This is a genomic window from Bradyrhizobium sp. USDA 3311 (assembly GCF_054062495.1).
On sequence record NZ_JBSSFI010000001.1, the window covers coordinates 574,641 to 590,499 of the forward strand.

General features: G+C 59.5%; 8 protein-coding genes and 2 pseudogenes. 3 read left to right on the top strand and 7 right to left on the bottom strand.

The annotated features are described in order from the left end of the window. Window positions 1-66 precede the first annotated feature (66 nt). The 7 genes and pseudogenes from nifD to ald all read right to left on the bottom strand — a co-directional run bounded on the left by nifD (window position 67) and on the right by ald (window position 9,061). Entirely contained in the window at window positions 67-1,569 is a 1,503-nt protein-coding gene (gene nifD, locus ACVWW6_RS02735; RefSeq protein WP_097669312.1) for a nitrogenase molybdenum-iron protein alpha chain, read from the bottom strand. A gap of 433 nt (window positions 1,570-2,002) precedes the next feature. Beyond that, window positions 2,003-3,170 (bottom strand): annotated as a pseudogene (locus ACVWW6_RS02740) (cysteine desulfurase); the annotation flags it as partial. Then, a complete protein-coding gene (sufD, locus tag ACVWW6_RS02745; protein WP_097669295.1) occupies window positions 3,167-4,489 on the bottom strand; it encodes a Fe-S cluster assembly protein SufD in 1,323 nt (440 codons plus the stop codon). The pseudogene ACVWW6_RS02740 and the gene sufD, both read right to left, overlap by 4 nt. A gap of 22 nt (window positions 4,490-4,511) precedes the next feature. Continuing rightward, window positions 4,512-5,264, bottom strand: coding sequence for a Fe-S cluster assembly ATPase SufC (gene sufC, locus ACVWW6_RS02750; protein WP_097669296.1), 753 nt, complete (start codon window positions 5,262-5,264; stop codon window positions 4,512-4,514). 67 nt (window positions 5,265-5,331) lie between these two features. Beyond that, window positions 5,332-6,828 (bottom strand): Fe-S cluster assembly protein SufB, encoded by a 1,497-nt coding sequence (sufB, locus tag ACVWW6_RS02755; RefSeq protein WP_097669297.1) that lies wholly within the window; start codon window positions 6,826-6,828, stop codon window positions 5,332-5,334. Between the two features lie 183 nt (window positions 6,829-7,011). After that, a complete protein-coding gene (locus ACVWW6_RS02760) occupies window positions 7,012-7,206 on the bottom strand; it encodes a 4Fe-4S binding protein (protein ID WP_035730311.1) in 195 nt (64 codons plus the stop codon). A gap of 742 nt (window positions 7,207-7,948) precedes the next feature. Further along, window positions 7,949-9,061: an alanine dehydrogenase gene (ald, locus tag ACVWW6_RS02765; protein ID WP_097669298.1), complete on the bottom strand. Its 1,113-nt coding sequence runs from the start codon at window positions 9,059-9,061 to the stop codon at window positions 7,949-7,951. A 351-nt stretch (window positions 9,062-9,412) separates the two neighbouring features. Between ald and ACVWW6_RS02770 the strand changes: the two are divergent. The 3 genes and pseudogenes from ACVWW6_RS02770 to dctA form a co-directional block, all read left to right on the top strand. Further along, window positions 9,413-10,236 (top strand): annotated as a pseudogene (locus ACVWW6_RS02770) (IS1380 family transposase); the annotation flags it as partial. A gap of 322 nt (window positions 10,237-10,558) precedes the next feature. Further along, window positions 10,559-12,376: an NEL-type E3 ubiquitin ligase domain-containing protein gene (locus ACVWW6_RS02775; protein WP_271612493.1), complete on the top strand. Its 1,818-nt coding sequence runs from the start codon at window positions 10,559-10,561 to the stop codon at window positions 12,374-12,376. A gap of 1,519 nt (window positions 12,377-13,895) precedes the next feature. Further along, entirely contained in the window at window positions 13,896-15,218 is a 1,323-nt protein-coding gene (dctA, locus tag ACVWW6_RS02780) for a C4-dicarboxylate transporter DctA (protein ID WP_097669300.1), read from the top strand. Window positions 15,219-15,859 lie beyond the last annotated feature (641 nt).

Consider the following 15,859-nt stretch of genomic DNA (forward strand, 5'->3'; position numbering starts at 1 on the left):
TGTTGAAATCCTTCACTATCGAGATTGGTATCGCCCCGGCTTTCCCAGAGAGCGAGATGAGTTGCTTTATTCTGCAGCGAGGAGCTTGGCCCTCGAAGCTTCCTTCCAGGGGGCCTTCGTTTTCTTCCAGACCGGCGAGTTGACAGCCATGTCCATGTCGCGCGCAAAGATCGCAAAGCCGTCATAGCCGTGATATGGGCCCGAATAGTCCCAGGAGTGCATCTGCCGGAACGGCACACCCATCTTTTGGAAAACATATTTTTCCTTGATGCCCGAGCCGACAAGGTCAGGCTGGAGCTTTTCGACGAAGCGCTCGAACTCATAGCCATTGACGTCATCGTAGATGAGCGTGCTGTCCTTTACGTAGTGCTGAGCTGTGCGCTGATAGTCGTCGTTATGACCGAACTCGTATCCGGTGCCGATGACTTCCATCCCGAGGTCTTCGTATGCGCCAATCACATGACGCGGACGGAGCCCGCCGACGTATAGCATCACCGTCTTGCCCTCCAGGCGCGGGCGATATTTTGCGATAACGGCGTTCACCAGCGCCTGGTACTTTTCAATCACCCGCTCGGCGCCTTCCTTAATCTTGTCGTCGAAATAGCCCGCAATCTTGCGAAGCGATTCTGCGATCTTTGAAGGTCCGAAGAAGTTGTACTCGCACCACGGGATACCGAACTTCTCTTCCATGTGGCGTGAGATGTAGTTCATGGAACGGTAGCAATGCAGAATGTTGAGCTTTGCCCTCGGCGTTGCCTCGAGCTCGGCCAGTGAACCGTCACCGGACCACTGCGCGATCACCCGCAGGCCCATCTCCTCTAGCAGAATACGTGATGACCAGGCGTCGCCGCCGATATTGTAGTCTCCGATGATCGCAACATCGTACGGCGTCGGCTCAAACTTTGGTTTGCCGTCGGACTCGAGCCGGTCGAAAATCCAATCGCGCACCGCGTCGTTGGCAATGTGATGGCCTAGTGACTGCGACACGCCGCGAAAGCCCTCACAACGGACCGGCACGATGGTCTTGCCGCCGTATTCCTTGGATTTCGCTCTTGACACGGCCTCGATGTCGTCACCGATTAGTCCGATCGGGCATTCCGATTGGATCGTGATGCCGTTGTTGAGTGGAAACAGCTCCTGGATTTCGTCAAGAATTTTGACCAGCTTTTTGTCGCCACCGAAAACGATATCCTTTTCTTGGAAGTCGGAGGTGAACTGCAGGGTCACGAAGCTATCGATGCCCGTCGTGCCAACGTAATAGTTGCGTCGCGAGCCCCACGAATACTGTCCGCAGCCGACCGGGCCATGGCTGATGTGGACCATGTCCTTGATCGGTCCCCAGACTACCCCCTTTGACCCTGCATAGGCGCAGCCTCTGATCGTCATCACGCCAGGTATGGATTTGATGTTGGACTTCACTCCGCAGTCTGACTTGCCGGCTTGGTGAACGTTGAGGTGCTTGGCACGCCGTTTCGCGGTTTTCTCCGGATAGACCTTCAGCACCTCTTCGATCAGCTCTTTGTTGCGAGCCCTGATTTCTGCGATGCTCTGGGTCGTGGCGAGACTCATCTGATGTCCTTCAAAGGTTAGCTGTTGCAAGGGCGGCTTCTTGGCCGAGAGTTTTGCAACCGGCATGCCAGCGCGTCCTGAGCACATAAAAGCAGAGCGATTAAAATCGCTTAGCGCGTCTCTTGCCGGGGCACGGGGTGTTGTTGCGAACGCGACATCACGCTTTGGGCGGAGAACTCTTGGTTTGGCCCTGTCCGAAATAGAACAAGGGCCGGCTATGCGTGAAATTTGCCGCGCCCAATTCTCGATCGCGTCCACGATCGCTGAAGGCGCCGTAACAGGAAGACCGGCTGCAAGGCCGGCTGGCCGACACAGGCCTGCCCATACTATCTATGGTTGCCGAGACCTACAGGTGCTGCGATGACGATGAGGTGCACGACCATCATCCACCAGACCTCAACGCGAGCTGCCTCGCCACCTGGACGTCGTAGAGGGACGCACCGCACGTCGTCAGCACGCCGAAGCGCTTGCGCAGCGGCATCGCACATTGGATCCCCCCGCACCGCTACACCGGCGCGGTCGATGACGGTGGCAATATCATGCGCATGCGCACCCCTCATATCAAAGGAAATGATCGGCCCCTTTTCGGCGGAGCTCCGATCATGCGCACGCAGTTGATGTCCGCCAGCCTCTCCTGCGCGTAAGGGAGCAGTACGCTCTCGTGCCTGCGGATCTGGACCTTGCCTATTGAATTGATGTAATCGATAGCCGCGCCTAAACCGATGGCCTCGACGATCGGCGACATACCCGCTTCGAACCGGTGTGGCGGATCACCATAAATGACGCCGGAACGCGAGACCTCGCGGATCATCTCTCCGCCCGCCATTGAGGGGCGACATCGATTCCAGATGCGCAGATTTGCCCTAAAGCACACCGATCCCCGTCGGACCATAGAGTTTGTGGCCTGTCATGACGTAGAAATCGCAATCAATGTCGCAGACGTCGGCGCTCATATGGACGCATCCTTGCGAACCTTCGACGCAGCACCGAGATACCACGAGCATGCGCGATCCTCACCACGCCTTTCACCGGCAAGACTGTGGCAAGCACGTTCGACATTTGTGTGGTTGCAACCATCTTTGGTGCGCGGGGTCAGCAGTCGCTCACACTTACCGCGCAAGACGTTTCCGTCATCATCCACTGGCCCCCATTTGATCCCTGCACCGAGTCGTTCCCTGAGAAAATGCCATGGCACAATGTTGGAGTGGTGTTCCATAATCGAGAGAACGATCTCATCACCCGGGGTAATGCGTTCACGGCCAAAGTCTTATCGACCAGATTGATTGCCTCCGTGGCGCTCCAGGTGAAGATGATCTCTTCGTTTAAGTGCGCGTTCACAAGCCGCGCCACCTTGGTACGGGCGCCTTCATACGCCTCGGTCGCCGCGTTTTAGCGAGGTAGTGCAAGCCGCGACGAACGTTGGCGTATTCGCTGGAGTACACCTGTATCATACGGTCAAGTACCGCGTTGGGCATTTGTGCGGATGCAGCGTTATCGGGTGACAAGCGGCTTGCGGTACACCGTCATAGCCGCGCGGGGAAGTCCGTACCCAGACGCTTGACCTCGTAACTATCATCGCTCATCGCGGGATGAGCGCTCATCGCCACCCCTGCAGCCAGTGTTCAGCTTGCGCTGTCACAAAATCGCGCAGATTCTTGGCGGCGATCCCCTCAATCGACTCGCCAAGGAACGCTTTAATCAGTAACATCTGCGCATCCTTCTCCGATAGACCCCGCGCGCGCAGATAGAATACGAGAGCGTCGTCCAGCGCACCCGATGTCGCTCCGTGGCCGCAGGTCACGTCGTCGGCCAAGATGTCAAGTTCGGGCTTATTATCGGCCTCGGCCTGGTCGGACAGGAGCAACGCGCGCGTCGTCAGGGTGGCGTCCGTCTTCCTGGCGGCGGCACGAACGACGATTCGGCCCTGAAACACCGAGCGGCCGCAATCATCGACGACCGCGCGGAACCTCTCCCGACTGGTGCAATGTGGCACGGCGTGGTCGACCACGAACGTTGTGTCGGCGTGCAGCTTGTCCCTGATGAGATTAACCCCGTTAGCCGAGAGCTCGGCTTCCTCGCCGGCCAGCGTGATGAATCCCTGATAGCGACTGACGGAGCCGCTGCAGGTCATGCTGAAGAGGTCGAGCTTAGCCCTGGCGCCGACTGCTATGATCGCCGACGAGATGTTCACGGCGTCAGAGGCATCGGCTGCCACGCGGATAAGCGACAGGCTCGCCTCGTCACCAACCAGGGCGATTATCGCATCGTTGGCTTGATAGCCGCTCGCGCCTTCAGCCGGGACGAAACTTTCCACGATGGACGCATGCGCTCCTTTACCGAGCTGCAGATAGGAGCGTGTAAACGTGGACACCGACACTCCGGTTGCGACGTGAACGATCTGAATTGGACGCTTCACCGCATTGCCATCTGCGATCGTAATCACCAGGCCATCTGTCGCCATTGCGGCATTGAGCGAGATCGCCGCATCGCTAGTCGTTGACAGCACCAGACCGGCCATGGCCCCAGTGGCGGAATTCTCCAGAACCTCTCGCAGCGACCGCACATCGATTTTATTTTCCAGCCTGCCGAGATCGGATAGCTCTGGCGCGAATTTGCCATCCACCAAAACCAGCTTGACCGCCTGATCGGCGGCCACTTGCTTGGCCGACGCCTTTGCGCGCACCAGCGCCTTCGCATCCGGTCGCGGAGCGAGTGGCAGCACCTCGCCGATCAGGGCGCGCAGATCGGTGAATTTCCAATCCTCCATGCGCCGGTGCGGGAGGCCGGCACGCTCGTAGGCCTCGAATGCCCTGGCACGGATGTGGGGGACAGCGCCTACGCCAGGCAGCTGTCCACGCGCCGCAGCGAAAACATTGCCCATGGCGCGTCCGGCGTCAGCTTTGGCCATAACCTGCTTCATCGGGGAATTCTCCCTAGAGCCGTCAGGCCGCGTCTTCGAATTGGGCGTAGCCACCAGCCTCGAGCTCCAGCGCGAGTTCCTTGCCGCCGCTCTTCCTGATCCGCCCTTTCGCCATCACGTGCACAACGTCCGGCACGATATAGTCGAGAAGCTGCCGATAGTGAGTAATCACGATCATCGCTCGTTCCGGCGAACGCAAGGCGTTGATGCCGCTGGTGACGATACGCAGCGTGTCGATATCAAGGCCGGAATCGATCTCGTCCTGGATGCACAGACTCGGCTCGAACAACGCCATCTGCAAAATTTCGTTGCGCTTCTTCTCGCCGCCGGAGAAGCCGACATTGACGCCGCGCTTGAGCATGTCATGGGGAATGTTGAGCGAACCGGCCACCTCCCGGACTCTTTTCAGAAATTCGGGGGTGGAGAGTTCCTGTTGGTCGCGCGCCTTGCGCTGTGCATTTAGTGCCGCCCGCAGGAAGTTCACGGTGGTCACGCCGGGGATCTCGACCGGATACTGGAATGCCAGGAACACGCCCTTGGCGGCGCGTTCATTTGGCTCCATCCTCAAGAGGTTCTCGCCCCTGAACAGGATTTGTCCGCCGGTGATCTCATAGCCTGGCTTACCGGCGATGACGTGCGAGAGCGTCGACTTGCCGGAGCCGTTCCGCCCCATGATCGCGTGCACCTCACCCGCATTGACGTTAAGATCGAGGCCGCGAATAATTTCGTGGTCTTCGATACCAACATGCAAATCTCGGATTTCGAGTAGCGCCATTCTGATCTGATCCCTGAAATGCCATGCGAATGGCGAGCCGCATTCGAGAGGGCTCGCGGAGGTTTGGTTATCCGACAGATCCCTCGAGTGAGATCGAGATCAGCTTCTGCGCCTCCACTGCGAATTCCATTGGCAGTTTTTGCAGAACGTCCTTCGCGAAGCCGTTGACGACGAGGCCAGTGGCCTGTTGCTCGGTCAAGCCTCTGTGCACACAGTAGAACAGCACGTCCTCGGAGATCTTCGACGTCGTCGCCTCGTGCTCGAACGTCGCCGAGGAGTTCTTGGCCTCGATGTACGGCACGGTGTGCGCGCCGCATTTGTCGCCGATCAGCAGGGAATCGCAGGCCGTGAAGTTGCGCGCGCCGGTCGCCTTGCGATGCGCGGTCACGAGCCCACGATAGGTGTTCTGCGATTTGCCCGCCGCGATGCCCTTGGAGATGATGCGGCTCGACGTGTTCTTGCCGAGATGGATCATCTTGGTGCCCGAATCGACCTGCTGGAAGCCGTTCGAGATCGCGATCGAATAGAACTCGCCGCGCGAGTTGTCGCCGCGCAGGATGCAGCTCGGATATTTCCAGGTGATGGCGGAGCCGGTCTCGACCTGGGTCCAGGAGATCTTTGAGTGGTTGCCGCGGCAGTCGCCACGCTTGGTGACGAAATTGTAGATGCCGCCCTTGCCTTCCGAATTGCCCGGGTACCAGTTCTGCACCGTCGAATATTTGATCTCGGCGTCGTCATGCGCGACGAGCTCGACCACGGCGGCGTGCAGCTGGTTCTCGTCGCGCTGCGGCGCGGTGCAGCCTTCGAGATAGGAGACGTAGGAGCCCTTGTCGGCGATGATCAGCGTGCGCTCGAACTGGCCGGTGTTGCGTTCGTTGATGCGGAAATAGGTTGACAGCTCCATCGGGCAGCGCACGCCCGGCGGCACGTAGACGAACGAGCCGTCGGAGAACACCGCCGAGTTCAGCGTCGCGTAGAAATTGTCGGAGGTCGGAACCACCGAGCCGAGATACTTCTGCACCAGTTCGGGATGCTCGCGGATCGCCTCCGAGATCGGCATGAAGATCACGCCGGCCTTCTTCAGCTCTGCCTTGAAGGTCGTGGCAACGGACACCGAGTCGAACACCGCGTCGACCGCGATCTTGCGGCGGGCCGGGTCTTCCTCGCCCACCTTGGGCTCGACGCCTTCGAGCATGGCGACTTCCCGCAAGGGAATGCCGAGCTTCTCGTAGGTCTTCAGGATCTCCGGATCGATCTCGTCGAGCGAGGTGATCGACTTCTTCGGCTTCGGCGCCGAATAATAATAGAGATCCTGGAAGTCGATCTTGGGATAGTCGACGCGGGCCCAGGTCGGCTCGGTCATGGTCAGCCAGCGCCGATAGGCCTCGAGCCGCCACTGGAGCATCCAGGCGGGTTCGTTCTTCTTTTCGGAGATGAACTTGACGGTCTCTTCCGACAATCCCTTGGGGGCCTTGTCGGACTCGATCAGGGTCTCAAACCCATAACGATACTGATCGACGTCGATGCGCTTCACGCGCTCGACGGTCTCTTGTACAGCTACCATTGCCCGCTCCGCTCGCGCAAGGACCGCCGGCGACGATTGCGCGGCGCCCTCTCCGAGTGGATCGCGCGAATCACGGCCAACTCGGGACCAGCCAGTGAGAGAAACAGGAGGTGGATCCAAAGGGCGGCGGCTGTCGATAGCGTCTTCATCATGTTTCGCGTCGGAGCTCCTCTCATCGGCTACCTATGCCGGCACGCAGGTATCAGGCACCGGGCAAACGACGGCGCATTGCGGCGCGTCAAAATGCCCTTCACATTGGGTACACTGGGTCGGATTGATCACATATATGTCGTTCTTCAGGCTGATCGCAGCATTGGGACATTCGAACTCACACGCACCACAGACGGTGCACTGGGATGCGATTATCTTGTAGGCCATCACTGCGCTTCCATGAGCAAAAAGGTGCGGGACAGCTTCTTGCTTTCAAGTCTTGTGCCAGACAGTTTAACCTTGATTTGTCTCGGCTATTTTCGACAACGCAAGTCGCCGCCTCGACACGGTGTCGCAAATCCTACAATCGGCATGACAGCTGCTGATCTCGATGCCGTCGTTTGCGCATGGTCGATCTCCCGGCAGTCAGCCGATCAGGTGAACCGCGTTCGCCAGCACGAGGGAGCGATCTGCGATCCTTCCCAAGGCCGCGGTGCGGCGGCTACGATCGATGCGCCGCGCCACTTCACGTCAGGTCGACCGCGAGCCGCATCTTGTTGGTTCCCCACCCGGGACGGCGGCGGCTTCGGCGACAGCACCACGATGAACAACCGGCGCAGTCGTCACCGGCTTGGTCCGCGTCTCCACAGCCAGTCCGAAAAGGTCGCGGCGATCGCGTCAGATAATGTCGCACCGGTGATCGCGGGTCCCCTGGGGACCCGCGGGGCGCATTCTCAATTGCCTTGGATTTACCTGGCAAGACCGGCATTCATATACGCTGTATGGAGCAAAAGTACATTGCTTCGCGTCACGAGGGCGACTGAAGCCGGGCGTTCGTCTGGTGATCCTCCACTTCGCTCCGCGTTACAAATAAATGCCGGCGGCGGTCAGCAGATCGATAGAGCCAAAAAAAAGCCACCCCGAAGGGTGGCCAAAGTCAGGGAGGAAACGCCATAACGGGCCTCTGGGATCAGGCAGCAGCCTGGTCGATCGGTGAGAAGGGTAGCCCGAGGCTTTCGGCCACCGCCTTGTAAGTTAGCCGGCCTCGATGGACGTTGAGGCCTGCGCGCAAATGCGGGCTTTCGAGCACGGCGGAAAAACCTTTTTGAGCCAGAGCCAAACCAAACGGCAGCGTCGCGTTATTCAGTGCCTGGCTCGAGGTCAGCGGCACGGCGCCGGGCATATTGGCCACGCAATAATGAATGACGCCATCCACTTCGTAAGTTGGATCAGCGTGAGTGGTTGGATGCGATGTCTCAAAGCAGCCGCCCTGATCGATAGCGACGTCCACGAGCACCCCCCCCTTGCGCATCGAGCTCAGCATGCTCCGGCGGACCAGCTTCGGCGCGCTCGCACCTGCAACGAGCACCGCACCAATCACCACATCCGCCGCAAATACCTCTTCCTCCACGGAGTCAATGGTCGAAAACCTGGTGCGAACGCGTCCTTCGAATAGCTGGTCCAACTCGCGGAGCCGAGGTATCGAACGGTCGATGATGGTCACCTCAGCGCCCAGACCGACCGCCATGCGTGCCGCGTGCGTACCAACGACGCCACCTCCAAGCACCACGATTCGGGCCGGCTGAACACCGGGCACACCACCGATCAACAGCCCTCGTCCGCCTGCACTCCGCTTAAGGGCGCTACCTGCCGCTTCGATCGCAAGCCGACCCGCGACCTCGCTCATCGGCGCCAGCAGTGGAAGACCACCATGCGCATCAGTTACGGTCTCATAGGCGATCGCGGTGCATCCAGATTTCAGGAGGCCCATGGCCTGATCGGGGTCGGGGGCCAGATGCAGATAAGTGAACAGGATCTGATTCTCCCGCAGCTGACACCATTCGGACGGCTGAGGCTCCTTAACCTTTACGATCATCTCGCTCGATGCGAATACCTCAACTGCGGAAGTTAGAATCGTTGCGCCAGCATTGCGATAATCGTCATCGGTTGCACCAATGCCAGCGCCAGCATCGGTCTCGATCATCACGCGGTGACCCGCTGCCACGTATTCGCGGACAGCTCCAGGGGTAAGACCCACGCGATATTCGTGCGCCTTGATTTCCTTGGGGACTCCGACCTTCATTTGAAAACTCCTGCCTAGAGCGCCTTTCTAATCGGAAGCGCGCAGCGATATCGCGATGGAGCCGCCAAAATGGCACAGGAATTCAGCGATATTTGACAAATTTCGCAGGATTTCAAACCCACGGCGTGCCGAGCCGCTCGTGTGAGCATGCCCGCTGTGCTTAACCGTCGAAAGTGCGCGATGGCGACGACTTCGTTTCGAATTGCGTTCTCGGCTTGTGGAAAAGCTAGCCCGTCTTATTCGCAAGAGTGCGCCTGAGGGGCCGGCGAGCGTGGTGTAAAGCGCTGATACGGCGTAGGATTCGGTTGCGAAGCCAACCCATCACCTTCAACCGCGAACGCCACACCCGCCATGACCGACGATACGATTCCGCCCTTTTCGTTTCCAGCCGTTCACGCCAAGAAAGTCACAGCTGCCTCGATGGTGGGCGCCTAACCTCGAATGGGGGCGTGATGCTTCTGGCGATGGCCGAGCGGCGTCTTGGCTTGGCCGACAATTTGGCCCGGGTGTTCCCGGATCGGCGCGATCCGACGCGGGTCGTGCACAGCCTTGTCGATATGTTCCGCGCGCGCATGTTCGCGATCTGCTGCGGCTACGAGGACGCCGACGACCTCGATCATCTGAGGTCCGATCCCGCATTCAAGCTGGCCTGCGGACGGCTGCCGGACAGCGGTCGCGATCTGTGTTCCCAACCGACGCTGTCGCGCCTGGAGAATGCTCCGCGCCAGCGCGACGTGATCCGACTGACCTACACTTTGGTCGACGCATGGATGGATAGCTACCCGCGCGAGCCGGCATCCGTCACGCTCGACATCGACGATAGCTGCGATGTCGTCCACGGCCATCAGCAGCTCTCGCTGTTCAACGCTCATTATGACGAGCGCTGCTTTCTGCCGATCCACGTCTACGACACGGAGAAGAGCCGGCCCGTGGCAGTCGTGCTGCGGCCCGGCAAGACGCCGGGCGGCGTCGAGGTGTGTGCCCATCTGCGCCGCCTGGTACGGCACATCCGCACGCGATGGCACGACACGCGAATTACGTTCCGTGGCGACGGGCACTATGCCCGGCCGGAGGCAATGGCGTGGTGCGAGACCAACGGCATCGACTACATCCTCGGTCTGTCCGGCACCAAGCCGCTCGCCAGAAAAGTCGACGAGGCCGCCGACAACATCCGGATCACATGCTTCCGATGGAAGCAGGTAATCGCAACGAACTGTCGAGAATGCGGCTCTCGACGCGGCTCGACATCCCGTAACGCCGTGCCAAAACAGACTTCAGTTCCGTGCGCGTCGCCATGCTCAATCGCCTCATCGCCGCCTCTGCGCTCCGTTGCTATTGGGGAGCAATTTACGTGAGGCAACAACTCCGTATTCAGGAGCATTTCTGACGAGGCAATGCGGGATCGTTCCGAGGCTTGTCAGATTGTCGACAGCAAAGCCTCGTAGCATGAGAACGTCTCCATCTAGACTTCATCTGACGACCGAAGAGACGACATCCATGAATGCAGAACAGGCCCGGCTTGGCGCTGGCACTCCTTCCGAAACTTCAGAATCCGAGGCTTCCGAACGAGGGGCTCCCGCCCCGGCGCAGTGGGTCGAAGCCTTGACGGAGGCGGGCACCGACGCCGCCTCGTCGCGCGACCAGGTCCTGGCGGGCTGGGTTGCCGAAGAGGGGCAGGGCGAACACGAGAATCGGCAAGAGGCGGTCAGTCGAATGAGGGATTGGCGAGAAGCGGGCGATGTCGATGAGGCGCTGGATCTGTCGTCCTTGTCCCTGACCGCCTTGCCCGCCCCCCTCCTGGCCCGGCTGCGCCGCCTGAACGTCGACGACAATCAGCTGAACAGCTTGCCCGATACCCTTCCGGCCGGTCTCCAGCGGCTCTACGCCAGCAACAATCGGCTGACCAGCTTGCCCGACCTTCCAATCGGGCTCCGGCGGCTCTATGCCATCAGCAACGGGTTGACCAGCCTGCCCGCAGACTTGCCGCCCGGGCTGCGTCGCCTGAGCGTCGACAACAACCAGCTGACTAGTCTGCCCCCCCTTCCGGGAACGCTTCAGGAGCTGGACGCCAGTGGCAACAGGCTGACCAGCCTGCCCGAGCTTCCCGCCGAACTCCAGCGGCTGAACGTCGACTACAATCAGCTGACCAATCTGCCCCACCCCCTCCCCGCCGGGCTCGAATGGCTCAGCGCCAGCCACAACCAGCTGACCAGCTTGCCAGAGCCGGTACCGGCCGAGCTCCTGTGGCTCGGCGCCAGCAACAATCAGCTGACCAGCGTGCCCGAGACCCTGCTGACGCAGCTAGGCCAAGAGTCCAGCGTTGATCTGGAGAATAATCCGCTGCCCGAGCCGGTGCGGACCAATCTGGCGATAGCAATGCATGCCGGAGACTATGCCGGTCCGCAGATCTTTTTCCCGGTGCCCGAAGGAGCGATGGAAGTTGAGCCGCGGCCTCTGCACGAGGTTATCGCGGACTGGCTCGCAGACGACCCGACGACACTGGCCGAATGGCAGCACTTTGCGGATGAGCCAGGCGCCCAAGACTACGCACGGTTCCTAGAGCGGCTACGAGGGACCGTGAACCATGGCAATCACGAGTTTCGGCAGGCAGTGACTGATGATTTGCGGCGGGCGGCGGCCAATCCGAGATTGCGCGAGCAGTTTTTCACGCATGCTTCCGAGGCCAACTTGAGTTGCGATGATCGCGTTACTTTGCACTGGAACGGTATGCAGACCGCGCGCCTTAACGCTGACGTCGAGGACGGAGTTTATGATGATCGGCTCGGCGAACTGATCCAGCGCGGCCGTGTTGCGTTCCGCTTGGAGGCGCTGGACGGGATCGCGCGCGACAGGGTCAACTCGCTCGTCAGGGTCGACCCGAGCATAGACGAGATCGAAGTCTACCTGGCCTATCAACATCTGCTGCGCGAGCCGCTCGAGCTCAGTCACGTCGCCCCCAACATGCAATTCCTGGCGGTCTCTCACGTAACCCCGGATGATGCTGCGCGGGCGCTGGACCTGGTTCGGGAGCAGGAAGCGAACCAGTTCGACGCTTACATGGCAACCCGCTGGCACCCCTGGGAGACGGTGCTGAGGCGCATCGCTCCGGGCGAACATGCAGCGATGCAAGACCGGCGCGTCGAAGCCATGGGCGAGGAATTTCAAACCCGCTTGAATCATCGACTGGCCGAGAAGGGCTTGTTAGGCGACCTGGATGCCGAGCGGGTGCTCGGAGCCCAAGTCCGAAACCAAATCGCTGGCGAGATCAATCGCGAAATCATGGACCGACTGCTCGCAGACCGTGGCCTCGAATAATGAGACTTCACCGGGTCACCGAAGGCGGCCCGCCCCCGGTTCCCACAGATCGTGGCGTGCGGATTGTTCCCGCACCGACGCTCTTCGACAGTTGGTTCACAGTGCGTATTTCGCAAAAACCGGACAGTGGTTTCGCTAACTAAGGGACAGCAATTTCGCTAAATCACGGACAGTACTGCTGCGGCGGGCTTTCGGTTGCCTGATTGAAGGAATCGGCAACAGGGGGCCTTGCGAATTAGGGTTTCAGACAACATGGGCTCGCATTCGGTAGATTTGTCATCTCTCTCCCGGCGAGCTCAATCGTGAGCGCAACGGATTCGCAATCTCTGCCGAAAAGACATCCATGCGTCAGCCCAACAATGAGATCAGGTCGCCGTATCGGCACAGTGATCGCCTGCACGTCCGGCTCGCCCAGGGATGTGGCGCGGATCGCCCTTTAGTCGCGCGGCACTTTGTAGCCGCCACATTCACGCGCGTCGTTTCTGCAAGCAAGAGCAGCTTCGCAAGCCTCATCGGCAACTCCTGTGACTGGGCCACCTTTCCATCCATCTGACGGCGGCAGCTGCTCGTTCGCCATCAGCAATTCCTGTGCCGCGTGCGCACTGTGGCGCGCTCTATGCTCTACGTGAGAGAAATTCGCATAGACGCACGACGTCGCTGTGGAGCGGATCTAACGATCTGTCAGATTTACGGCATCTTTGTTCCCGAGCAGACAGCGACAGTCGCGCAACGAAACGGCAGCATTTGACGCCCCGAGACATGCCTGTTTGGTTTGTCGATGGCTCAAAGGCCGCACTCGCCGCGCCGGTAATGGAACGGATCGCAGAAAGCCTGCCGTTGGCAGCAACGCGAACGATCTAGCGGAGAAATCATTGTAACGCTGCTTCTGCGACGCGGCAAAAGGCGCGCGGGGCCAAGAGCGAAGGCCGCCCCTCAACCAACCTGCCTAATGGGAATCGTTAGCACACGCCTGGAGACAAATGCCCTTTGCACGAAAACAAGCTTCGCCGCTAGCGACAACGCAGTGCATCCATAGGCGATTTTTCCGTGCAATCGACTTCCTAAATCAGGCTTCCATCGCATGGATGCCTACAATCCAAACTATCAATTTTACCGATGTAGCCTACTGTTGCATCCATCTCCGCAATCGGCGCATATCGATCACGCTAGGCTTCGAGGCCGATCCGTGACTCCGCTAATGCGCCCAGCCGATCAAGTTACGAGTCACGCTGCAACTTCTCGTTCGACCTTGCGAACGCGGTTTGAGCACTCAAGCCGATGCCACCCGGAGACAGGCAGTTTGTCCGCGACTACTTAATCGGCCGCAGTTTGCGCGTCTGGTGCATATCTTGCTTAACGAGAAAGGATACGTAACTGAACGCCTGCCCTTGGAACGACGCGCCGGCTCTCGGAACCGTCTCCAATTGGACCCGGCTAAAAAATGATGAGTCTCGTATGACGCTGTCTCCTCTCAACGACGGGACGGCTCACATTCGAGTATTTTCGGGAAGGAAGCGTCATGACCACCATGGCAACTGCGGCGCCCGCGCGCGCGTCGCAAACTTGGTATAAGATTCTCTACGTCCAAGTGCTGATTGCGATCTTGATTGGCGCCATGGTCGGCTGCCTATGGCCGTCCGTCGCGACCAACGACTGGGTCAAGGCGCTCGGTGACGGGTTCATCAAGCTCATCAAGATGGTGATCGCGCCGATTATTTTCTGCACCGTCACATCTGGTATCGCGCATATTCAAGATGCGAAGAAAGTCGGGCGCGTCGGCGTCAAGGCGCTGGTCTATTTCGAGATCGTCTCCAGCTTTGCATTGCTTTTGGGCCTCGTTATGGGCAATCTGGTCCAAATCGGACATGGCCTTGCGGTTAAGCCGAATGCTGCGGCGGTCGCCAATTACGTCAAGCAGGCGGAAGCCTCGAAGACCGTTGATATCTTTCTCAACATCATTCCCGATACCGTGGTCGGCGCCTTCTCTCGCGGCGATGTTCTGCAGGTTCTCCTATTCGCGATCCTATTCGGCTTTTCGCTGATGGCGCTGGGAGAGCGTGGGGAGCGCCTGCGCGGCATCATTGACGACGTCGCGAACGCGGTGTTCGGCGTAATCGCTATCATAATGAAAGCGGCCCCGATCGGCGCCTTCGGCGCCATGGCCTTCACGATCGGCAAGTTCGGGCCGGCAGCACTCGGCAATCTGATCGGTCTGATCGCGCTGTTTTACGCTACGGCGGCGCTATTTGTGGCGGTGGTGCTCGGTCTGATCGCGCGCCTCGTAGGCTTTTCAATATTCAAGTTCATTATCTATATCAAGGACGAGCTTCTGATCGTGCTCGGCACTTCGTCCTCTGAAAGCGCGCTGCCGCAATTGATGGAGAAGCTCGAACGGCTGGGCTGCTCCAAGCCCGTGGTCGGCCTGGTGGTGCCTACTGGCTACTCCTTCAACCTCGACGGCACCAATATCTACATGACACTTGCGACATTGTTTATTGCCCGGGCACTCGGGGTCGATCTCACCTTTGGCCAGCAGCTCACGATCCTGCTCGTGGCAATGCTAACGTCGAAGGGAGCAAGCGGCGTCACCGGCGCCGGCTTTATCACGCTCGCTGCAACGCTGTCGGTGGTCAATCCGGCGCTGGTGCCGGGCATGGCAATCGTGTTTTCGATCGACAAGTTCATGAGCGAGGTGCGCGCCCTTACCAACATCACCGGCAATGGCATCGCCGCCGTGTTCGTATCCTGGTGGGAAAACGAGCTCGAGCACAAGACGCTGCAGGCTCGTCTCAACCAGCCCACCGTTTCCAGCACTATCGATAGTAAAAGAACAATGAGGTAGGTCCCGGACTTGACCGCCGCCATTCGAAGACGCATCGAATGCAAGCGGAGCCACATTTCTCGCACTTCGAATCCGCACAGTCGACTTGACACGAGCCGGGACTTTCTCACGCGATCTCCAGTGCGCAGCCCTCCGCGTCGCGCCCGGCGGCCGCCCCTGAAAAGATGCCCCACGCGAGCAAAATGAGTAGGAGCTTTTTAACAGTCATTTCAAGCGCGTCTTTGGCCGTCAATGCTCCGGCTATCTGAACGCTTGTGCAACATTTTGCCGGGCTAGATAACATGATAGCGACAGAACGTGTCAGCCTGACGGAGCTGGGTGTTGGTCCAGCCAACAAATGCCGATGTGCGCGGTCACTGCACTTGCCTCGCCCGACCACGCACACGGCTGGTGCCGGTCCGGCGTCGTTGCGCGCTCGATTGCGGCTAACTACTCGGGGAAAGGTCCTCCACATCTGGCGTGCTGGCCCTAGGGCACCAAAGCAGTCGCGTAACTTCGCCCTCGCTTTTTGACACATGACCATTGCGCTTTCTTCCGCATGACCGATCGTGCCGGCGAGATGAGTGGTCCGGCAGCTTGTCCCTGCTCTTGCCGGGTTCGGCGAGGGGCGCCTGATTGTTCCGCCTCCAGGTCTTGGGGAA

Coding starts and splice junctions, on each gene's coding strand:
- nifD (WP_097669312.1), bottom strand. CDS start 1,569: ATGAGTCTCGCCACGACCCAGAGCATCGCAGAAATCAGGGCTCGCAAC.
- sufD (WP_097669295.1), bottom strand. CDS start 4,489: ATGAAGCAGGTTATGGCCAAAGCTGACGCCGGACGCGCCATGGGCAAT.
- sufC (WP_097669296.1), bottom strand. CDS start 5,264: ATGGCGCTACTCGAAATCCGAGATTTGCATGTTGGTATCGAAGACCAC.
- sufB (WP_097669297.1), bottom strand. CDS start 6,828: ATGGTAGCTGTACAAGAGACCGTCGAGCGCGTGAAGCGCATCGACGTC.
- ACVWW6_RS02760 (WP_035730311.1), bottom strand. CDS start 7,206: ATGGCCTACAAGATAATCGCATCCCAGTGCACCGTCTGTGGTGCGTGT.
- ald (WP_097669298.1), bottom strand. CDS start 9,061: ATGAAGGTCGGAGTCCCCAAGGAAATCAAGGCGCACGAATATCGCGTG.
- ACVWW6_RS02775 (WP_271612493.1), top strand. CDS start 10,559: ATGAATGCAGAACAGGCCCGGCTTGGCGCTGGCACTCCTTCCGAAACT.
- dctA (WP_097669300.1), top strand. CDS start 13,896: ATGACCACCATGGCAACTGCGGCGCCCGCGCGCGCGTCGCAAACTTGG.